At 70.4% G+C, this 21,161-nt stretch carries 16 protein-coding genes and 1 pseudogene; 8 read left to right on the top strand and 9 right to left on the bottom strand.

Annotation, left to right across the window (positions count from 1 at the left end):
- Positions 1–58 precede the first annotated feature (58 nt).
- A complete protein-coding gene (locus WMF44_RS45275) occupies positions 59–1,162 on the bottom strand; it encodes a glycosyl hydrolase (protein ID WP_437296252.1) in 1,104 nt (367 codons plus the stop codon).
- A gap of 765 nt (positions 1,163–1,927) precedes the next feature.
- Here WMF44_RS45275 and WMF44_RS45280 point away from each other — a divergent pair.
- Together WMF44_RS45280 and WMF44_RS45285 are read left to right on the top strand one after the other, a co-directional pair.
- Positions 1,928–2,872, top strand: a complete 945-nt coding sequence (locus tag WMF44_RS45280; protein WP_437296253.1) for a hypothetical protein — start codon at positions 1,928–1,930, stop codon at positions 2,870–2,872.
- Between the two features lie 530 nt (positions 2,873–3,402).
- A complete protein-coding gene (locus WMF44_RS45285) occupies positions 3,403–4,647 on the top strand; it encodes a type I restriction endonuclease (protein ID WP_437296254.1) in 1,245 nt (414 codons plus the stop codon).
- A gap of 534 nt (positions 4,648–5,181) precedes the next feature.
- On the opposite strand, the gene WMF44_RS45290 is transcribed toward WMF44_RS45285, so the two are convergent.
- Positions 5,182–5,898, bottom strand: coding sequence for a hypothetical protein (locus tag WMF44_RS45290; RefSeq protein ID WP_437296255.1), 717 nt, complete (start codon positions 5,896–5,898; stop codon positions 5,182–5,184).
- 209 nt (positions 5,899–6,107) lie between these two features.
- Entirely contained in the window at positions 6,108–9,095 is a 2,988-nt protein-coding gene (locus tag WMF44_RS45295) for a beta-propeller domain-containing protein (RefSeq protein ID WP_437296256.1), read from the bottom strand.
- Between the two features lie 304 nt (positions 9,096–9,399).
- Here WMF44_RS45295 and WMF44_RS45300 point away from each other — a divergent pair, with 304 nt between their 5' ends.
- Together WMF44_RS45300 and WMF44_RS45305 are read left to right on the top strand one after the other, a co-directional pair.
- Positions 9,400–10,101, top strand: a complete 702-nt coding sequence (locus WMF44_RS45300) for a hypothetical protein (protein ID WP_437296257.1) — start codon at positions 9,400–9,402, stop codon at positions 10,099–10,101.
- Positions 10,098–11,078: an HTTM domain-containing protein gene (locus WMF44_RS45305; RefSeq protein WP_437296258.1), complete on the top strand. Its 981-nt coding sequence runs from the start codon at positions 10,098–10,100 to the stop codon at positions 11,076–11,078. The genes WMF44_RS45300 and WMF44_RS45305 overlap by 4 nt, the downstream gene beginning before the upstream one ends.
- 88 nt (positions 11,079–11,166) lie before the next feature.
- On the opposite strand, the gene WMF44_RS45310 is transcribed toward WMF44_RS45305, so the two are convergent.
- Together WMF44_RS45310 and WMF44_RS45315 are read right to left on the bottom strand one after the other, a co-directional pair.
- A complete protein-coding gene (locus tag WMF44_RS45310; protein ID WP_437296259.1) occupies positions 11,167–12,510 on the bottom strand; it encodes a serpin family protein in 1,344 nt (447 codons plus the stop codon).
- 213 nt (positions 12,511–12,723) lie between these two features.
- Complete coding sequence (locus WMF44_RS45315; protein ID WP_437296260.1) at positions 12,724–13,731, bottom strand: LysR family transcriptional regulator; 1,008 nt, start codon at positions 13,729–13,731, stop codon at positions 12,724–12,726.
- Between the two features lie 69 nt (positions 13,732–13,800).
- Between WMF44_RS45315 and WMF44_RS45320 the strand changes: the two genes are divergently transcribed.
- Together WMF44_RS45320 and WMF44_RS45325 are read left to right on the top strand one after the other, a co-directional pair.
- Positions 13,801–14,415: an NAD(P)H-dependent oxidoreductase gene (locus WMF44_RS45320; protein ID WP_437296261.1), complete on the top strand. Its 615-nt coding sequence runs from the start codon at positions 13,801–13,803 to the stop codon at positions 14,413–14,415.
- A 330-nt stretch (positions 14,416–14,745) separates the two neighbouring features.
- Positions 14,746–15,998: pseudogene (locus tag WMF44_RS45325) on the top strand (P1 family peptidase).
- Between the two features lie 72 nt (positions 15,999–16,070).
- Here WMF44_RS45325 and WMF44_RS45330 read toward each other — a convergent pair.
- Positions 16,071–16,355, bottom strand: a complete 285-nt coding sequence (locus WMF44_RS45330; RefSeq protein ID WP_437296262.1) for a hypothetical protein — start codon at positions 16,353–16,355, stop codon at positions 16,071–16,073.
- 472 nt (positions 16,356–16,827) lie between these two features.
- Here WMF44_RS45330 and WMF44_RS45335 point away from each other — a divergent pair, with 472 nt between their 5' ends.
- A complete protein-coding gene (locus WMF44_RS45335; RefSeq protein WP_437296263.1) occupies positions 16,828–17,067 on the top strand; it encodes a hypothetical protein in 240 nt (79 codons plus the stop codon).
- Here WMF44_RS45335 and WMF44_RS45340 read toward each other — a convergent pair.
- From WMF44_RS45340 to WMF44_RS45350, 3 genes are all read right to left on the bottom strand, one after another.
- Positions 17,064–17,474: a response regulator gene (locus WMF44_RS45340; protein ID WP_437296264.1), complete on the bottom strand. Its 411-nt coding sequence runs from the start codon at positions 17,472–17,474 to the stop codon at positions 17,064–17,066. The two genes, WMF44_RS45335 and WMF44_RS45340, sit on opposite strands and share 4 nt — an antisense overlap.
- A 228-nt stretch (positions 17,475–17,702) precedes the next feature.
- Entirely contained in the window at positions 17,703–18,875 is a 1,173-nt protein-coding gene (locus tag WMF44_RS45345) for a hypothetical protein (RefSeq protein WP_437296265.1), read from the bottom strand.
- 16 nt (positions 18,876–18,891) lie between these two features.
- Positions 18,892–19,095 (bottom strand): DUF350 domain-containing protein, encoded by a 204-nt coding sequence (locus WMF44_RS45350; RefSeq protein ID WP_437296266.1) that lies wholly within the window; start codon positions 19,093–19,095, stop codon positions 18,892–18,894.
- 192 nt (positions 19,096–19,287) lie between these two features.
- On the opposite strand from WMF44_RS45350, the gene WMF44_RS45355 reads away from it, so the two are divergent.
- Positions 19,288–21,153 (top strand): insulinase family protein, encoded by a 1,866-nt coding sequence (locus WMF44_RS45355; protein ID WP_437296267.1) that lies wholly within the window; start codon positions 19,288–19,290, stop codon positions 21,151–21,153.
- The last annotated feature ends 8 nt before the right edge of the window (positions 21,154–21,161 follow it).

Below are 21,161 nucleotides of genomic sequence, written 5' to 3' on the forward strand. Positions count from 1 at the left end.
CGCAGCTGCGAGGCGGACGAGCTCGACGGCCGCTCCGCCGCGCGCGGTCGCGCTGTGGTCAGAGCCCCGCGGCGAGGAACCGGGCGAGGAAGCCGCGGGTGCCGGCGTCTCCGAGGGAGTTGCACACCGGCGAGGCGGCGCCGATCGGGCAGTCGACGTCGCGGTCGTAGGACCAGTAGTGGACGCCGGCGAGGCCCTGGGACCTGGCGAAGGCGGCGGTCTCGTCGACGTCGGTGAGCGTGTAGAGCTCGCCGCGGACGTCATTGCCGCCGATCATCGGGGTGAGCTCGATGTTGGCGTAGGGCACGCCGAAGTGATCGTGCAGGTTGTACGCGGCCTGGATCGCCGACTGGCCCATGTCGCACTGGCCGCCGGACACGACGCACACGCCGGGACCGGGCGAGCCGTAGTTCATGGTCATCAGGTTGACGGTGACGTGGCTGGGCCAGGTCGCCGCGCTGCCGTCGAAGCCGAAGACGTCGGCGATCGCGGCCATGGCGGTGTCGCCGAGGGCGTTGAGGCTCGAGCCGATGTTGCTGCCGAGGGAGCGCGCCGCCGACGCGCCCTCGTTGCTGGCGAGGGTCGCCAGGGTCAGGCTGAAGCGCAGGTTCGGGTACGCGGCGTGCGCGGCCTCGAGGCGCTGCACCAGCGCCGCGATCACCCGTGGCGACTGGCCGGCCTCGATGTCGAGGTCGACGCCGATGAGGCGCGGCCCGGCCCAGCGATCGAGGAAGGCCGCAAAGCCGGCGTCGGAGCCGCAGGTGAACGAGCCCGCCGCGCCGCCGGTCGACAGGATGTAGCCGACGCCGGCGGCCTCGAGCACCGGGACGTTGGCGGCGGCCATCGCCGCGCCGGGCACGTCGCCCCAGCGCTCGTCGCCGCACTCGCCGGTGGCGAAGGCCAGGCTGACGACGTCGCCGCCGGCGGCCTTGAAGTCGTCGGCGAACACGGTCTGGGTCCCCGACACCTTCGTGGAGATCACGCTGGTGTCCCAGTTCATGTGGACGCCGGTGTCCTTGTAGGGGCCGAACAGGAGGGCGCCGTTCCCGTTGCCGCCATCGCCGCCATCGCCGCCGCCGTTGCCGGTGTCGTCGCCGCCGCCGCACGCGGAGGCGAAGCTCGCCGCGGCGAGCAGGGAGAGGAGGCGGGTGCAGCGCTTCATCGGGTCCTCGTGAAGGGGCTTCGGGTTCGATCCCGGGCTTGCACGAGGATAGAGCGCTGCTCGCGAACGCGGCACGTCGTGGCCGACCGGCAGGTGGTGAACTTCAGAGCGGAGCCTACCGGGAGCCACCCGGGTGAGTTGAAACTCTGCTTGGAAGCGGTCGAGAGGCTCCGGGGAGATGTCGAGCTCTGGCCGGACGTTGGCGGGAGCCACCCGGGTGAGTTGAAACTCTGCTTGGAAGCTGTCGAGAGGCTCCGGGGAGATGTCGAGCTCTGGCCGGACGTTGGCGGGAGCCACCCGGGTGAGTTGAAACTCTGCTTGGAAGCTGTCGGGAGGCTCCGGGGAGAGCTCGAGCTCTGGACGGAGGCTGCCGGGGGTGACGGTCAACGTTGACCCACAACGGTCAAGATTGCCTGTAGCGCACGATGACCTGACCGCAGTCGACCGAGCCCCCCACCGAGAGCCTCGCCGGCGTCTCTTTCTCGTGCCGACGGATCTCCGGACGTGCAGGGGCGCCTGCCGGACGGAGAGACGAGGAAAACGACGGGCTCGGGTCGATTTTCGTGACCCGATCGGGGTCGAGCTCCCGATTTATCTCCTCGACGGGACGGAAGGACGCCGGGCGACGGAGCCCCTTCGCGCGGCGCGCTCGGTCCCGCCGGCACGGGTCCATCGTTCGCTCACGCTGCTTGCGTGGCGAGGCGACGGCCCGGGTCGAACGCAACCGACAGACTCCCTTTTCGAGGAGACTTCAGGAGGAGAGATATGCCTGCCGTGATCAAGTCGAAGAAGCGCTCCGCGGCCGCCATGCCAGCTGGAGAGCCGACGTATCCCTCGCCCATCTACTCTCCTGCGATCGGCAAGAAGGCGCTCGAGGCGCTCGCCCCGGCGCTCGACCGCCTCGCCGAGGCCGACCTCGTGACCGTGAGGCTGGACGTCGAGGCGGCCACGTATGCGGCCCTCGGCGTCGCCAGATTCGTGTCCTCGCCCGACGTTCGTGCGCGCTTCGCGCTGTTGCCCCGGGAGGAGTTCGACATGACGTACGTCCACGAGCTCGAGCTCGTGTGCTTCGCCGCGCTCCATGCGCTGGCCGAGGCCCGCGCCGCCGGCGCGCTCACGACGACGGACGCGCGGCTCCCCATCGAAATCGTCAGCGAGGCGACGGAGATCGAGGGGCGCATGCAGGCGCTATGCGAGTACCACCTCTCGGACGACCCGGCGATCAGGCCGGAGCTCGATCGTCTGCGGCCCGGCACCGGGCACCGCGACCTCGCGAACGACCTGCTCGGATACGCCCGGATCTACGAGCTTCGCGCCGACGTGGTGAAGGACGACCGGAAGCTCTACCGGGCCGGGGACGCGGCGCGCGCGCGGGAACTGGCCGGGGTGATGGTCCAGCGGCGCTCGACGGCGATGACGCCCAAGGCGCGAAAGGCCTACGGCCGGTACGTGCGGGTCTGGACGCTGCTCTGCCGGCGCTACGACGAGGTGCGGGCGGCGGCGCTGTGGCTGTGGCGGAGGAGCGCGCGCGTGCAGGAGCGGTTCCCCTCGCTGTTCGCCGCGGGCCGGCCGAACTCGGGCCGACCGAGGAAGGAGAGTGCGTCGGACAGGCGTCGGGAGAGCGACGGTGGCGGGAGCGGGCGCGTGGCAGGCGGGGAAGAGGCGGTGGAGACGCCCTCCCCGGAGGGCGTGGAGGGAAGCCCTTCGTGAACCGGGGGCCACCAGCCGCCTCGAGCCCACGCGAGGAATGAGCGGCGACGGGGCTGGTGCATGCTGGCACGGCGCTGGGTCGTGGGGCCATGCCGGCTCCAGGCGTCGCCTCTGCTGCTCCTGCTCGAACTTCGGTGGCAGCCTCAAATTAAATCTGCATTATCATCCGATTGTGTCGGCCATCTTCGTCGACGAGACACGCTGGCCAGCGTTCGGCGCTGAGCCGCACCCACCCGCCCCACAGCTCCCGCCCCTCTGCCACCACCGCCGAGGCGTCGATCCTCCGCGCGGCCGAACCCATGGAGCCATACGGCGCAGCCGCCGGCGAGCGCGAGGTCCAGCGGGACGACGCCCGAGTGGAACCGCTGGTTCGGCCCGAGCGCAAGCGGAGAATGGAACCCAGGTAATACCTTTCACTACCACGACGGCTACCGTTGTCCCAAGACCGCGCAGTTGACTGGCATCTCGCCGAGCGCGTAGCCTTACAGGCTTCCTAGCCAAGTATGGCTCGGCTGGAGCAGGAGGCAACGATGGCGCTTATTGACAACATGCGGCGTCTTGCGGAGCAAGTTCGGAAGAGGCTCCCAAACACGATCGGCGAAGAGGCGACCAAGAACGCTCTCGTGATGCCATTTCTTGGAGCACTTGGCTACGACGTGTTCGACCCGACGGAGGTTCGCCCTGAGTATGTGGCCGACTTCGCCAAGAAGAAAAGCAACGGTCAGTTCGAGAAGGTCGACTACGCGATCTACATCAATGGCGTGCCGGTGATGTTCATCGAGTGCAAGCCGGCCGATGCGGAGCCGAACACGCACAGCGGCCAGCTGTCACGGTATTTCAACTCGACTCCGTCCGTCAAGGTGGCGGTTGTCACGAATGGCGTTCGATACATGTTCTTCACCGATCTTGAAGAACCTAACATCATGGGCGAGCGACCGTTCTTCGAGTTCAATGTGCTCGAATTCGCGGAAAGAGACGTCGAAACGCTCGATGCGTTCTCCAAGGACAACTTCGATGCTGGAACTGTGCGAACGCGCGCGGAAGACATAATATTCACCGGGCGAATGACGGCCTACATCAACGACGTGCTACGCAACCCGACAGAAGAGTTCACGCGCTTCATTCTCGGCGAGTTGAACATCACGACGGGCAAGCTCACGGCGAAGCGCGTCGAAAAATTCATACCGATCGTACGCAAGGCTATCCAGACAACCCTGCTCGACATGGCCACCAGATCGATCAGGCAGGAGACGCAGGACATCGCAGTGGCCGCGCCGCCCCCGCCCCCGCCCCCGCCCATACCACAACCACCCCCGCAGGCTGCGCCGCCTTCAAGAGACTCAGCTCCGGAGAACGGGAAAGGCGTCGTCACGACCCAAGAGGAGTTGGACGCCTACGAGGTCGTTCGTCGCATATGCGCCGACTCTCCAGCGGCCAGCAAGGCCCAGGTTCACTACCGAGACGCGGTTAACTATTTCGGCATCAACATCGGGAACACGAAAAAGTGGTTCGTTCGCCTGTTCTTCGACGGCAAGCGCAAGTCCGTGGTTACCAAAGTCCCCGCCGACAGAGCAACGCTGCTCGCGCCCGGATTTGAGGTCGACGCGCCGAGCGAAAACGTCGGGAAGAGCCGCGTATATGTTAGTGGCCTGAAGGACCTCGAGCGGCTGAGGCCTCTGCTGATGCTCGCCTTCGAGGACGAGATTCGTCGCGCCGAATCTGGCGACGTGCCCGAGGAAGACGAGTTGCCGGCTGGCGTCGCCATGCCCCACTAGAGCGACAAACGGGTTGAAACCGCCAGAAGAGAGCAGAATTCGAACCGCCAAGGCGCCAAGGACGCCAAGAGAATCACAAAAATCTTGGCGTCTTATGGCGCCTTGGCGGTTCACTTCTCGCTCGCTCAACGTGATCGGTGCCCTAGGCTAGCGTGCTGCCGGTCAGCGTTTCGGCGGTAAATGGTCTCCCCTCCACAGTCGCGAGCGCCGCCATGTGGACGTAGAGCACCCGGTCGTAGCGCCGATCGTCGAGTGGCGTCGTCGTCCCTGGAACTAAAGATGAGCTTGCCGTAATCGCGGGGGCTGCGGGTCTTTCAGGCTGAATTTCTAAGCCACCCGGATGCTCCCGGAACCGCGCCCCTGCCGCAGGCTGAGAGATCACCTCGCGGCGGCGTCTGCGGCGAGCGCCGGCGGGTGGTGGTCAAGTTTGAACATGAAGGCGGGAAGGTGGGAAGAAAGCTCGATGTTCCTCCCGCCTTCATTTGGACTCTCTCTGGGCAAAGTTAACCACTACCCGCCGGCGAGCCGTTCAATCTATGGGAACACCGCCTCGACCTCGGCCAACTCGGGGTAGGTGAACGTGACGGTCTCTTCAATCGGCGTCGATCCGTCGTACGCGTATGCCTTGAGCGTATAGCTGCCCGGCGCGGCGTCCACGGGCCGCGCGCACATCGCGGGGCACAGCTCGTCCGCCTGAGCCGCGGGGCACCCCGCCGCCACTGCGTCGACGCTCTCGAAGATGACGCCGTTCCAGGTGAACGTCAGCTCGCCTTGAGGCGGGAGCGGCTTATAGCCATCCTCGAGGCAATCTGCGGGGCAGATCGGGGTCCCGTCGTCGCACAGCGGCCTCGCCAGGTTCCTCGGGGCCTCGGCGCCGCTCGACGAGGTCACGATCCACGTCGAGATGCACGGGGTGTCGCCGACCAGGAGCTCGGTCGCCCCTGTGTTTCGGAAGCGGATCGTCACGGGCGTGGCCGTCCCTGAAACGCCGGGCTCGCACGCGCTCGATCCCCCTCCGCCCGCGCCTCCAGCGCCGCCTTGCCCGCCCGCGCCGCCGGCACCGCCTTGCCCGCCCGCGCCTCCAGCGCCGCCTTGCCCGCCCGCGCCGCCGGCACCGCCTTGCCCGCCCGCGCCGCCGACCCCGCCTTGCCCGCCCGCGCCTCCAGCGTTGCTGCTCGTTTGCCCCTCGTCGCCGCACGCGGCGAGGCCGAGGACGCTCGCGGCGATGCAACCCATCGCCAGCGTTCGCATCTGTGCAAGTCCATTCATGGGCCTGAGACACTCCAATTCCCTGCGCATGATCGTTCGCCTCCTCGCGATGCACTTCGGCTTGTCACCAGACATGCCACTGGGACGGTCATTCAAGCGAACCAGCGCGGGTCGACGCGGCTTGGCCGAAGCACGCGGATCCTCGTGTGGCGGGCGCGGGCGCGGTTCGGCCGCGGGCCGCGCGACGTGGATCAAGGGCCGACGTCCACGGCCTCGAGGCCGTAGCCCCAGGAGCAGAGCGCGCGGTCGCCGGAGAGCGTCACGTGGACCACATACCCCGGGAGCTCGCTCTTCTTTTCGAACGAGAGCGCGGTGAGGTCGGTCGCGTCGAGGACGGAGAGAGCGGGCCAGTAGTTGTCGACGACGAGGAGGCGCGCTCCGTCCGCGAGGAGCAGCGGGCCATCGCTATGGTCGAAGCCCGCGACCTCTTGCATCGCGGTCTTCAGGCTGCCCTCCTGCAGCCCGCCGGCCACGAGGATCGAGGACCCTCCGTCGTGGGCGGCGTCCTTCACCGACAGGAAGGCGCGGTTCTCGCCGGCGAGCGCCTTCATGACCGCCACGGTGTCGTCCAGTGGACTCTCGTCCAGGAGCCGCGCGCCCGTGTCATCGAGATCGAGGAGCTTGAGCGTCCTCCGCGTGCCCCTGCACACGCCCGGACCGGCATCATCGCCGGCGGCTGCCGGCGTGAACGCCGCGTTCGACGCGAAGGCGTGAGCACACGCCTCCCTCCCCACCACCGGGGTCTCGACGGTCTCGTAATCCGTCGTGAGCAGCCTGCTCGACGCGCCGTCGAACGCGAGCAGCGAGCCGGGCACGTTGACCGGCGCCCGCATCACCGGCGAGGACGGGTCCGCGACGTCGATGCGATCGAGATAGAAGCGCGCCCTGGAGGGATCGCCGGGCAGCGGCGTCCAGCGCGAGACGAGCACCGTGGTGCCGTCGATCTGAAGGCCCGTGTGGCCGGCGCCGTCCGGGAGCGCCAGCGAGCTGTGCCGCGGGTTCAGCGGGTCGGAGAGGTCGAGCAGATCGAGCCACGCCTCGTGAGGCGGCCGGTCCTCCTCGAAAGTGTAGTAGCCGTCATCGCTGACGCCGCGGATCACGAGGGTGCTGCCGGCCTGAACCACGGAGTCGCCCGCGGACACGAGAGCGCCGGAAGGATTCGTGTACAGCGCGCCGGGGCTGAAGGGCAGATCGCGCTGGGCGACCACGCGCGGCGCGGCCGGGTCTCCGACATCGACGATCGCGAGGCGCGTGAGCGCGGCGTTCGATGTCTGCGCGAGCACGTAGACGTGCTGTCCGTGCGCGAAGAGGCGGGCAGTGCCGAGGTAGCGCTGGCAGCCGGGGGCATTCGTGTACAGCGCCGCGCCGTCGAGCCTGGCGATCGGCTCGGCGAGGCCCGGGCTCGCGGCCGGCGCGATCTCGAGCGAGGTGCCGCTGATGCGGACCACGATGTCGTCGACAGCGACCGTGCCGTCGGCGAGCGTCGCGAGCGCGAGCTCGGCGACCTTGGCCGGGGCGCCGCGATCTTCGATGCCGAAGGCCTCGACGCCCAGGTCGGAGGCGGCGACGAGCCGCTCCCCGCTGGCGAGGACGCGCCGCGCCTGTCCGCGTGTGGCGGCGGCGCCGCGCTTCGCGAGGGTGTCGCGCGTGAAATCGATGAGCTGGATGCCCGCCGTGAGGGTTCCGCAGTCCCAAGAAGAGGCCTCGCGGCCCGGCTCACTGTAGGGCACGGCGAGGGTGCCGAGGCCGTCGAAGAGCGCGAACGCCTCGTGGATTCGATCGTGTTCCTCGACGACGCGCGCGCCACGGCCGCCGAAGTCGACACGCGCCAGCATCGCGGGGTTCGCGAGATCGGAGACGTCGAAGAGCGCGACGTGCAGGGAGGTTCCGTCGCCGGTGTCGAGGTGGGCCCCGAAGGCAAACAGGCGATCTCCGCGCGGCTCCACGTGATTGATCCAGCGGTGCCCCCCGATCTCGCCGACCTGGGCGGGGCTCGCCGGGTCGCTCAGGTCGACGGTGAGCACGGGGTCCATGGGCTCCGCGACCAGGTAAGCGTACTTCGTGGTCACGTAAGCGCGGTTTTCGTCGAAGCGGACCGAGTGCAGCTTTGCCGCCGGATGCACGTCGAGCTCGGTCGCGCCGAGGGGCACGATTTCCTGGGAGGACACGATGGAGAAGGTCTGGATGCCGGGCTTCGCGTCGGGCTGCCAGGGGCCGGGCAGGCTGACGAAGCGGAGCACCCCGTCGTGCTCATCCATCTGCCAGGGGCTCGCGATCTGGCCGGCCACCTCGACGCGCGCGCCCTCGACGAGGGCGCCGCTGGGGTCGGAGATGTCGACGACCTGGATGGTGGCGCGCCCTTCCTCCTCGCCGTCGTTCCACACGGCGCTGGCGACATACACGCGATCGTCGCTGATGCTCACGCTGGGCCATCCCCAGTAGCCCGAAGGGGCGCTCTCGATGAGCCTCCGCTGATCGATGACCGCGATGTCCGCCGGGTCGCCGACGGCGAGGGAGGTGACGGTGATGTCCGGCGCGTCGGCGCAGTCGAAGCAGGAGCCGGGCGAGTAGGTCACGGCGTGGAGCACGTCGCCGGAGAGGCGCGCGTCGGTGAGCTTGCCCGGCAGATCGAACGAGCCGACGGGCTGGATATCCGCTGGATCGGAGACATCCAGCACCTCGACATGGCTCATGGGCCCGCCCCCCTGCGCGTCGGGCGCGTCGGGCGTCCACCAGGAGGAGAACAGGGCGTAGAGGAGCCCGTCGCGCAGGTACATCGCGGCGGGCGAGCCGTACATCCGGCGGGTCCCGAGGACGCGCGGCCCGTCGTGTCCTGAGACATCGATGACGCTGAGCCCCGAGTGCCTCGACATCGCGTAGAGCCTGCCGTCCTTCTCCTGGACGATGTCCGCGTCGCGGATAGCGCGCTCCGCGATGGCTCCGCCGCGCGGCGGCACCGGCGGCTCCTCGTCCGGGCCTTCGCCTTCTCCCGTGCCCGAGCTGGCGTCGCCCGAGCCAGCACCCGCCGGATCGCCGCCGCGGGGACCCGTCGGATTGGCGGAGATGAAGCCGGTCTGGTTGGATGTGCCAGCGCCACGCTCGCAACCGGCGAGTCCGATCGATGCCGCGGTCGCAGCGAGGACGACCCAGCTGGCGCCGGCTCTGAACGGGATGGACATGGTCACCTCTCCTTGACAGCAAGACGCAGGACGCAGCGCCCCTGCAAAGCGCAGCAATCTCGTCGCGCTGGCACAATCAGCAAGCGGCGGGCCAGGCAAATTCACGAGATTTCAGCGCGGTTTCGGTGATGTGAGCGCATCATGTGCCACGATGCGCGCGGGATCCTTGCCGCAGCGATGGCCCATGTCGGCACAGCCGCACACCCTTATCTTGCGAACCGCCCCCTGACCTACCGGCGCAGGTTCCTGAACAGGGTCTCCCGAGATCCTGGAGGCTCCCTGCTGGGGCAGTTTCTCGACGGCCATGAATGGCTGGATTGCCGCGGATGCCTCAATGCCGCCGCGGTCCGACCGCGGCCTGCTCTGCGGCTCGGTGGCGACCCATTGGAAACGTGCGTGGCGAAAGCGGGTGGCACGCCGCGCGCACGACGGATCCATGGGGGTGAGCTCCATGGAGGAGACAGGAAACATAGAAAAGCGCGCGCTCTTCGTGCTGCCCGCCGCTGCGATCCACCTCGGGCTGGTGATCGTGCTGGGTGTGCTGCAGGTGCGCTTGCCGTACGAGGGCTGGGTGGAGCGCGCGGTGGGCTATTATGGCGCGTTTTCCGGGGCCAGCAGCGCGTATTCCTTCTTCGCTCCGACCGTCGGGCCCCTGCTCTGGGCCACCTTCGAGGTCAGGGATCGCGCGGGAGCGCTGACGACCGAGGTGCTGGAGACAGGAGCTAGCCGCGAAGCGGACCTCCGCGTCAAGAATATCATCGGCATGTTCCGGGATGAGCAGGACCCGGCCGTAAGGCGCTCCCTGGTTGCGTCGTGGGCAGCGAAGGTGTTCGCCAAGCACCCAGCGGCGGACAGCGTCGTCGTCCGACTCGAAAGCTACGACCTGCCCTCGATGGCGGAGTATCGCGCGGGCAAACAGCCGCGGTGGTACGTCGAATACAAGGCCAAGTTCAACCTGAAGGCGCGGCTCGCTGCCGGCGAGAACGACAGAGAGACGACGCCATGAGGCTGCGGACCTGCACCCTGCTCCTGCCGAACGCCAGAGACGCAGCTGCGCGCCTGTGGGGCCCGATGCGGCGATTCGCGTTCGCGCCCGCGTCGGCGCGGCCCCTGGCGGCGCTCCGGATAGGGCTCGCGGCGGTGCTCTTGGTGCAGGCGGCGCTGATCGCGCCCATCGCTTCGGAGCTGTACTCGCGTTCGGGCATCGTTCAGGGACAGCTCCTCGACGGGTCTGGCGCGATCGGCTTCCCCCGGATCGGCCACCTCGTGGATGCATTCTCGCGCTTCGGGGTCGGCGAGAGCTCGGTCATCGCTGGCGTGGGTGTGCTCTACGTGCTGTCGCTGGCTGGCCTCCTGCTCGGCTGGAGGACGAGGCTCTCCGCGGCGTGCACATGGCTCGTGCATTTCACGTTGATGATGACCGCGGAGAGGACGAACTACGGAGCAGATCAATTCGCGAACATCTTCCTGTTCTACCTCGTCTTCATGCCTCCTGGCGCTGCGCTGTCGCTCGATCGTGTCTCTGGGCGAGCGCCGCCCGAGCCGAGCGCGACAGCGCGCCTCGCGCTGCGGGTGGTGCAGCTGCACCTTTGCCTCGTCTACCTCTCGAGCGGCGTGGAGAAGGCATTGGGCGCAGCGTGGTGGGACGGCGACGCGATATGGCGCTCGCTCATGCTGCCCGAGTACCGGCGGTTCGACTTTTCGTGGCTCGCTCACCACGCCTGGATCGCCGTGATCGCGGGGTGGCTCGTGCTGCTCGTGGAGATCGGGTACCCGTTCTTCATCTGGCCACGCCGGACCCGGCGGCTCTGGGTGGCAGCCACGGTCGGATTGCACGCCGGGATCGCGGTCTTCATGAGGCTCGATGTCTTCGGCGCCATCATGTCGGTGTTCACCATCGCCGCGTTCGGCGTGAAGGCGGACCCTCGACAGGCGCGAGCGCCCTCGGCTGCGGCACGCTGTGCTCGGCGTGGCGAGGCCTGACATCGTCAGTACAGGCACTCTGCCACACGTACGTTGGCGCACTCACGGGGGACGCGTCCGCGTCCGTCGCAGAACCGGGCTTGGCGGGTCAGCTCGCGCTGGGGTCGGCGACGCGGCCGACGAACAGGATGCTGCCCGTCGCGTTGTCGCGGATGAGGAACAGGAAGGGATTCACGAGCGCGAGCGACGCGGGCTGGGGCGCCGACCTGTCGCCGACGAGGACAGCGGTCGCGGCCGCCGCCTCGGTGCCGGCCTCGTTCACGCCGACGAACGCCTTGTGGAGGACGTCCTGGATGTAGGGCTGTCCCCTGGAGTTGATGCCGGTGAAATCCGCGACCCCCGGCGTGAACGCGATCTCCATCCCCATCGCCTCCAGCGTCTTCTTCAGGCTCAGCTCGTAGTCGAACTTGAACCTGGGCATCGTGGTGTCGACCAGGTGCTCGCTCATCGCGCCGGCGATGCCGTCGACCTTCGCCGCGTCGAGCGACGCCTCGAACGCGTCGAGCGTGCCCTTCGCCGGCAGGATGATCACCATCGACAGCTCGTCCCCGTCGTAGGGCATCGCGACCGCCTGGTAACCGTCGCCCTCGGCATAGGGCATCTCCAGGTTGCCGTGCATCAGGGGTACCGTGACCTCGGTCCCATCGGCCTTCTCGAACGGGCCGTCCTCCGTCGCGGTGACCTTGAACGGGGTGCGCCACGCCGCGTTGAAGTAGATGGCGTTCGTGAGGACCAGCACCGTCTCGGGGGTGATCGCGTCGACGGGTACCAGCTTTTCGATCTTGCCCTCGGTCTGGTCGCTGACCCAGCCGTTGATGAGATCGGCCGATTCCTGCGGGAAGTCCCAGAAGTTCACGACGTTCATTCCAGCGCCGTAGTGCAGCCCGAGCGTGTCCAGGAAGGGCGCCTCGAACGGGTAGCCGATCTGCCCCCAGAGCGCGTTCACGACGTTCAGGCGGAAGCCCTCTCCGTCGGCGCCCTGGGCGCCCTGACCGCGGCTCTCGAGCTCCTGGTCGATCCAGTTGAACGCCGGATGGAGCTTGTCCTGCCCGAGGTCGAAGTGCAGCGTGTCGGCCATGGCCGTCTCCGTCTCGCCCTTCGCGCCGGCCCACGTCATCGCGAGCGCCGTCGAGATGCTGTAGGGCGAGTAGAAGACGTTGCCCGGCTCCTGGCGGAGCTGCTGGTAAAGGTCGAGCGCGAACGCGGAGTTGCCCGAGACGAGCGCGGTCCTGTCCTCCGGAGGGACGTCCGGGCTCGAGATGCGCTGCTCGTCCGAGGCGACCACGCAGAAGGGCTTGTCGGCGTCGCTGCAATCCTCGCCCTCAGGGTCGAGGTACGAGTCCGGGTTGGGATCGGTGGACGTCTCGCAACCGAGGATCGCGGTCAGAGACAGGACGAGGAGCGGAGCGCAGGTTCGGAGGGTTCGCCGCATGCCGCCCCGTCCAGCATCGGCCGTGCCGCGCCGGCCTCGATCGCGGGCTCGTGTTTCCGAGCCGAAACGCGCGGAGCGACCGAGCCGCCGCGCGCGGGGCGCCCCCGAACCCTGACATCCGGCGAACAGCTGGCCCGTTCTGGCACAAGACCAGCATGACTCTGACCCTTTTCTTCCACGGGTTCCCGCTGCAGAAGCTCGCCTGCGGACACGTTACCTGGCGGGCGGGCCTCTGCTCGCATCCGGCTCATGCCCTGCCGGCCGAAGCCGCGATCGCTGCTGAGGATCCGCCGAGCGCCCGCGCGCCCGCGCGCGTCGCGGCGAGCTCAGGAACTGGAGATGCTCTTCGAGGGCGCCCCACACGGCGGCGATGCGCGGCACCTGGCGCAGGCCGCGCGGCGTGACGAGCCAGAGCTCGAGCACCGGGCCTGCGGGCAGGCCCAGATCGAGCTCCACCAGGTCGTCGTCCAGATCGAGCGCGCTGCACGGCAGGACCGCGGCGCCGAGCCCCGCGCGAACGGCCTCGATCTGGGCGATGTAGCTGCTCACGATGAGCTTCGGTGCCTTTTTTACATGCCGCTTCTGGTAGTCGTCCTCGACGGTGGGGGTGCGGCCCAGATCGACGCCGACCCAGTCGAGCTCGTCGCGGCCCTTCCTCGAGAGCCTGCGGTGGGCGATAGGCACCGTGGGCAGGGTGACGATCCGCGCGGCCACCAGATCACCGCTCTTCGGCCGGAAGAAGCGCACGGCGATCTCGGCCTCACGGTGGCCCAGATCGGCCACCTCGTAGCTCGTCAGCAGGTGGAGCGAGACGCGCGGGTGCCTCTCGGCGAGCGCCGGGAGCACGCGCGGGATGACGCCGTGCACGGCGATCGACTCCGTGAGCGCCAGTCGGACCAGGCCCTCGGCCTCTCTCTCGTGGCCGCTGGCCTCGCGCACGAACTGGTCGGCGCCGGCCTCCATCGACTCGACGTGGCGGCGGAGCTGCTCGCCGAGCGGGGTGAGCATCGAGCCTCCCGGCAGCCGATCGAAGACCGCCACCCGGAGCGTCCGTTCGAAGGTCGCCATGCGCCGGCTCACCGTCGATTGCTCGATGCCGAGCCTGCGGCCGGCGGCCGAGAAGCTGCCGGCGCGCGCCACCTCAAGGAAGAGGCGCAGATCGGCCCAATCCAGGTCGGCGAGCGGCCTGCCTGCGGGCGGCGGCGCGGGAGAGCGTGCCATGCACCCACGCATGGCATGCCTGCGCAGAACCGTCTACCCAGACGCTGCTGCATGGCCAAGATTTGACGCATGCACCTCGTCATCCAAGGTCACCCAGCCCCCGACAGCCTGAGCGACGCGCTCGCGCGGGCCTACGCCAGCGGCCTCGAGAGAGGCGGAGCCCGCGTCGAGCTCCTGGCCCTGCGCTCGCTCGCCTTCGATCCGCACCTGCGCGCCGGCTTCAGCGGCCAGCAGGAGCTCGAGCCCGATCTCCGCCAGGCGCAGGCCGCCATCGAGCGCGCGAGCCACGTGGCCTGGTTCTTCCCCACCTGGTGGGCAGCGCCACCCGCGCTGGTCAAGGGCTTCATCGATCGCACCTTCTTGCCTGGATGGTCGTTCGCCTACCGAAAGCGGAGCGCGCTGCCCGAGGGGCTGCTCGCCGGCCGCAGCGCGCGCGTCGTGACCACGATGGATAGCCCGGGCTGGTGGTACCGGTTCTGGCACTGGCGCTCCGTGCATACCTCGTTCATCAACGCGACCTTGCGCTTCGTCGGCTTCGGGCCCGTCCGCGAGACCACCTTCTTCGATCAGAAGACGCGGACCCCCGAGCAACGAGCGGCCTGGCTCCGGGAGATGGAGCGCATCGGCGAGCGGGACGCGCGGCAGTTCCCCGCCAGATCGTCCCGCACGCTGGCTGTGGCGTGAAGGTCGGTTGTGGGGTGTTGGGGGTTGCTGGGGTCTTTGGGGCCCCGAGAGGCCAGAGGACGCCAAAAGACGCCATGGGGCGCCAAGAGACGCCAAGAGAATAAAAATTATATAATCCTGGCGTCTTTTGGCGTTTTCTTTTGGCGTCTTCTGGCGTCCTCACCATTCCGGCAGCTGCGGGAATGTTCACCACCTGAAAGTGGCGCCTTCGATGCGCGGATGAGGGGTCGAGATGGTGTCGCTCATCCAGGAGGGGCAGATCGCGTAAGGACTCCTCTGCGGCTCTTTGAGCGGAGCTCGAGCACACCGCCGTCAGCTATCCTCCCGCCGATGCGTTGCCCCCGCCTCCCCGCTGGCGCTGCGCTCGCCGCGGCGCTCCTGCTGCCCTCGCTCCTCGCGTGCGCCGGCCCTGCGGCTCGACCCGCCCCTCCCGCGCCGAGCGCTGGTCCGCCGCCCCCGGCGCCCGCCGGCGAGGCGCGCCGGCGCGCGCGGGATCTCGGCATCGTGATAGGCCGCCTGCCCACCGGGAGCCTGAACGCGATCACCGATGTCCCCGGCGTGCGGGTCGGGCACGTGACCCATCGCCGCGGCGCCGGCCGGCTCGACCCGGGCAAGGGGCCGGTGCGCACGGGCGTGACCGTCATCCTGCCGACGTCCGATGATTTCTGGCACAACAAGGTCCCCGCCGCGAGCTTCGTCCTGAACGGGAACGGGGAGATGACCGGCCTCCATGATGTGAGGGAGTTCGGGGTGCTGGAGACGCCGATCGTCTTCACCAACACGCTCGCCGTGGGGCGCGCGCTCGACGGGCAATCCAGTACATGCTCCGGCGCTATCCGGGCATCGGCGTGGACGAGCCCACGGTGACACCGGTCGTCGGAGAGTGCGACGACAGCGCGCTGAACGACATCCGCGGGCTGCACGTGTCGGCCGAGGACGTCCTCGAGGCGGCGGAGCGCGCGGCGGGTGGCCCTGTCGAGGAAGGGGCGGTCGGCGGCGGGACGGGGGTGATCTGCTACGAATTCAAGTGCGGTATCGGGACGGCGTCGCGCGTCCTGCCGGAGGCCGCGGGCGGGTTCACGGTGGGCGCCATCGTGCAGGCGAACTTCAGGGCACGCGGAGAGCTCCGGGTCGACGGGGTGCCGGTAGGGCTGGAGATCCGCGATCTCCTGCCCGTGCTGGAACTCCTCGGCGAAGGCTCGCTGCTCGCCGTGGTCGCGACCGACGCGCCCCTGTCCGCGCGGCAGCTCGAGCGGATGGCGCGGCGCATCGCGCTCGCGGTGGGGCGCACAGGGACGATCTCGCGCGATGGGAGCGGAGACCTGTTCCTGGCCTTCGCGACGGGCAACCGGGTGCCCGTAGAGCCCGGCGGGCTGATACGGAGTCTCCGCGAGGTGGACGACGCGCGCCTGAACCCGATGTTCCAGGGCGCCGAAGAGGCCGTGGAAGAGGCCATCCTCAACGCGATGACCATGGCGACGACGACCTTCGGACAGGACGACAACGTCGCCCACGCCATCCCCCTCGACCGGCTGCGCGAGGCGATGCGGCGGTACGGGAGGCTCGGTGAGCCGGGGCGCTGAGCCGGATTCGCGCGCCGCGACGCCGGATCGAGAGCCGGCATGCGCGCCTCCCGGGAAGCGCCAAGTCCCGACTCAGATGATCAGCAGGAGCTCGAGCTCGCTCTCCTTTGCCGTCGCGCCCCCCGCGGGCACGTGAGGCGCGTTGAGCGGCGCCAGCCGGAGCGCGCCCCACGGCCGCGGGCCCGAGCTCTCCGGCGGAGGCCCGCCGGCGTCGGCCGCGCCGCGGGCGGCCTCGCCGTGCGCGCGCTGCGCGCAGCCGGCGATCGCGGCGCGCACCGCCCGGAGGACGCGCTCCGTGTCGAGCCCCCGGGCTCCTGAGCCGCCCTGGCAAGGCTCTCGTCGATGCAGGCGGCGCACGGGGCGGAGCTGGCCGCGAGCCGCACCACCAGCGTCGCCTCCAGGCGGCCGAGCTCTACCATGTTGAACGGCACCGTGAGCGCCTTGCCGCGGCCCCGGCCGACATCGACGCTGACGAGGAGGGTATCGCCGTCACGTATCACCATGGTTTCCCGCGGAGGGCGGCCACTTACGCGCTCTGGCGCAGACTCACGAAGACTTGTGTTGACAAGGATCCACAGGCGATCGGAGCTCGCCTGTCCGCTCTTCTCCGCAGCGTCGCTGGTGCGGCCTTCTGCCATTCTCACGCCCTCCGAGGAGGCGAACCTACAGCCGTTGGAGGCGGACGGCGATGGCCCTTCCGGACAGACAATGTCCGGACGGGCGCGTCCGCCGAGGACGCCGCCGCGCGGCGGACACGGAGGTCTTCGCAGCGTCCGTTGCGCCGTCCGGCGCGAGGCGGTAAGCACAGCCGGCGAGCGGAGGGCGGAGCGTGGATGAGCCGGAGCGGCGCGACGAGGACCCGGACCAGGGCGCGGGCGAAGCCGGGAGCGAGCGCGCGTCGCTCGGCATCCTGTTCCTCGCCGCGGCGTTCGCGCTCGCGCTCCTGCTGACCGTCGTGGCGCTCCTCGCGTTCGCGGCGATGAGCCCGCGGTCGCCGTCGCCGGTCGAGGTCGGCGCGCTGGTCGACGCTCCGGTCGGCGCTGCGAGCGCGCTCGACCGGCGGGGCTAGCCGCAGGTCTTCTGGACCACGCCGAGCAGCGCGCTGAAGTCGACGGGCTTCTTCAGGTAGGCCGTGCCCTCGGGCGGGCCGTCGTGGCCGGAGACGATGGTCACCGGGATCGCCGCGAGGGCGTGCACCTGCTTCAGCGCGGCGAGCATCTCCTCGCCGGTCATGATCGGCATCATGAGATCGAGCAGGATGAGCCCGGGCGGCGGGTCCGCCTGGTGCAGGAGATCGAGCGCTTCCCTGCCGTTGCTGGCGCAGTAGACATCGTAGCCCGACGACTCGAGCATCTCGCGGAGCATCTCGCGGAGCTCGGCGTCGTCGTCGACAAGGAGGACGGGGGCGCGTGGGTTCGGGGGAATCGGCGTCACGCGCGGGCCGCCGAGCCCGTCGGTTGGCCAGGGTTCACTCATCGCTGTTACCTCTTCCAGACGGCGCAAGCATGCAGGAGCGATAGCAGGCGAGCACCGCGCACGCATCGCATGCCTTCAGCATCGTCGGATCTTCTCCGGACATGGTTCCGGGCTACGCGGGGGCGGCGCCGATCCGCGCCGAGCGGCGGGCGAGGGGCGTGGCGGGAGCACGGGCACCGCGAGCGAAGCCATGCGAAGCGCCGAGGGTTACGGGAGTTCCGCCGCGGGTCAAGCCTCTCCGCGCTCGCCCCGCTCGCGCTCGGGCGTTCCCGGCCGGAACCCGAGCGCGCGCGCCTGGGCAGGGCGGGTGTGGCGACGGCGCCAGACCACGGCGTCGAGCATGTAATGGGTCGCCTGCGGCAGCGCGAGCAGCGGCACGAGCAGCGCCCGCGCGCGCGGGCCGAGGAGCGGCTCGTCCGCTGTCCGCGCGCCGCCGAAGAGCTCCGGCCGGTCGTGCCAGACGAGCCGGTCCCAGAGCATCTCCTCGACGAACGCGAGCGCCAGCGCGACGCCGAGGAAGGCGAGGAGCCCGGCGGCGAGGACCCGCGCGAGCAGCGAGCGCGGCGCCTCGCGGGCCCGCTCCCGGGCGTACGCGAAGACGAGCGCCATGTACGGGACCCCGTGGACGATCACGTTGGTGACCGTGAACTGGAAGTCGCTGTCGGTCGCGACGATGCCGACGTACCACGTCGCCGCGGTCGTCCCGACGACGACGTGCTTGCCGAGGTTGAGCGGCGCGCGGTCGACGCAGGCCCGCTGGATCGCGCGGGCGACGTACGCGGCGGCGAGCGCGGCGTACACCGCGCCGAGCGGGCCCACCGCGGCCGCGAGCCAGGGCGCGCTCACGAAATCGCCGTCCATGAACCACTGGAACGCGCGCGGTTGATGCGCGTGTGCGTGCCAGTAAAGGAGCGGCCACCCGGTTGCCGCGTAGACGAGCGCGTCGTCGAGGAGGCGATCGACGCGCGAGCGCTCGCCCGCGAGCGCGCGGTAGATCGCGACCCACCCGACCTGCTGGCGGACGAAGTGGATCACGGCCACGTAGGCGAGCGCGCGCCAGAAGGTGAGCTCGGAGGCGAGGTGGAGCGCGACGCCGGCGGCGTAACAGGCGAGCGGCACGCCGGCGTAGAGCGCGGGGTGGCGGCGGAGCTCCTCCGGATCGAGGTACGTGCGGAAGAGCGTCGTGTGCACGTGCGCCACGTCGACGCCGACCACGAAGAGCAGGAAGCCCCAGGCCGGCAGCGCGCCCCCCGTCGAGAGCGCGGCGAGGGCGAGGGCGACCGCGGCGGAGCCGCCGAACACAGCGAGGTCGGCGCGGCGGCTCCACATGAAGCCGCCGCGGGCCGCGCCGCTGGGCCCGGCCGGCAGCGCGCCGAGGAGGTCGGGCCCGGCCGAGGCCAACGCCGAGACCCGCGCGTCAGCCGTGGATGGCCGCGGAGATGATCCAGGCGAGGCCCAGGATCACCGAGCCGATCACGATCGCGAGCGCCGTGTTCTGGTCGTCCTCGATCTCCTTGCGGATGGAGAAGGGCGTGAGCTTCGTGATCAGCACGAACGCCAGCAGGAAGACGAGCAGCCCGACGCTGACGAAGACGAGCGTTCCGATAACGGCTTTGATCAAATTTTCAACGTCGGGCATCGGCGGTTCTCTCTGGGCGTGGGGCGGCGCGGGGCGGCGCGCGGCGCGCGCTCGTGACGTCGTGAGCTCGGGGCGTGAGCCTACGCGAGTCGGCCGGCAGGGTGAAGCGCGGTCGCTGCGCCGCGTCGCGTCCTCGACGCGCGCACCCGGGCGGCGACGTGCTATCGCCCTGCGGTGTCCACGACCGTGCGCCGAACCCTGCCCCGTCGCGCCCTCACGGCCGCGCTCGCGGCGCTCGGCCTGCTCTGCGCAGGCGCGCCCCACCTCGCCGCGGCAGCGCCTCCGTCCGGCAAGGCGGCGCGCGCGCCGGCCCGCAAGGCGGCGCGCGGCGGCGGCGCGCCGATCCGGAAGGCGGCGCACACGGCGGGGGCGCCGCGGAGCGCCGCGGCGGCTCCGGCGGAAGCGCCGCTCGATCTCGCGCTGCCCGTCGAGCGGGTCACGCTGAAGAACGGGATGCGCGTGGTGCTGAGCCCCGATGAGAGCTCGCCCACGGTCGCGGTGGCCGTGACGTACGACGCGGGCTCGCGCGACGAGCCGAGCGGCAGGAGCGGCGTGGCGCGCCTCGTGATGGACTCGATGGCCCGGAGCAGCCGCAGCCTGCCGGCGGGCGAGCCCCAGCGCCTCGTGGCCGAGCGCGGCGGCGAGCTCCACGCCGAGGCGGACGTCGATCGCACCACCTTCACGGCGGCGCTGCCTGCGAACGAGCTCGCGCTGGCGCTGTGGATCGAGGCCGATCGCATGCGGGCGCCCGCGCCGAGCGCAGAGGGCTTCGAGGCCCAGCGCAGGGGCGCGATCGAGCGCCGCGGCGCGGTCCTCGGCGCCGCCCACGGCCAGGGCGCGATCCGGCTCCGCGAGCTCGTCTTCCAGGGGTACTGGCCCCACGAGCACCCGGCGCTCGGCGCGGCGGACGATCTCGCGGGCGCCGAGCTCTCGTGGGTCCGCGACTTCCACGCCGCCCACTACGGCCCGAACAGGGCGGTGCTGGCGATCGCCGGCGGCTTCGACGCGGGCGCGGCGATGGCGCTCGTGCACGAGTACTTCGACGGCATCCCCGCCGTCTCCGCCGCGCCCTTCAAGGACGTGCCTTTCCCCGAGCAGACGAGCCAGCGCACCGGCGTCGTGAGGGACAGCGCCGCCCGCGCGCCGTCGATCCTCTACGGGTGGGCCGTGCCGCCGCGCGAGCACCCGGATCACCACGCGCTCGCGCTCGCGGCGTCCCTGCTCGGGCGCGGCGAGAGCTCGCGGCTCCCGGCTCTCCTCGTCGGGAACAAGGCGGTCGCGCGGTCGGTGCGGGTCGCGATCGACGGCCACCGCGGGCCCGATCTCTTCTCCATCGACGTGCGGCCCGCCGAGGACGCCCGGGTCGGCGACGTCGAGAAGCTGATCGAGGGCGAGATCCGGGCGCTCGCGACGGCGGGACCCTCGCAGGCCGAGCTGACGAGGGCGCGCCGGCTGCTCCAGTCGGCGTTCGTGGCGGGCCTCGCGGACGCGGGCGCGCGGGCGCGGGCGCTCGGCGAGCACGAGCTCCTCTTCGGGGACGCCGCCCACCTGAACGGGGAGCTCGCGCGCTACTTCGCGGTGACCCGGGAGGACGTGCAGCGCGTCGCGCGCGACCACCTCGGCCCGACGCGCCGGACGATCGTCGAGACCTATCCCCCGGGGCTGCCGGGGGCCTCCTTGCCGCCGCGCGCGTCGGCCGGCGCGCCGCGGGCCCGAGGCGGGGCGCGCGCCGCGGCGCCGGAGCAGGACGCTGAGGTGGCGGCGCCGGGCAAGGGCGCGGGAAAGGCCGCGCCGGGCAAGGGCGCGGGAAAGGCCGCGCCGAGCAAGAGAGCGGACAAGGCCGCGTCGGGCAAGGGCGCGGACAAGGCCGCGTCGGGCAAGGGCGCGCCGGGCAAGGGCGCGTCGGGCAAGGGCGCGTCGGGCAAGGCCGCGTCGGGCAAGGGCGCGCCGGGCGAGCGCCCGGCGAAGGCGCACGGCGCGGCGAGCCGGCCGGCGCCGGATCCGGCGCCGACGAAGCCGGCGAAACCCACGAAGAAGTGACGCGAACA

Origin of the sequence: Sorangium sp. So ce426 (assembly GCF_051475585.1) — a bacterium.
In the GTDB taxonomy this organism is placed as follows: Bacteria; Myxococcota_A; Polyangia; order Polyangiales; family Polyangiaceae; genus Sorangium; species Sorangium cellulosum_B.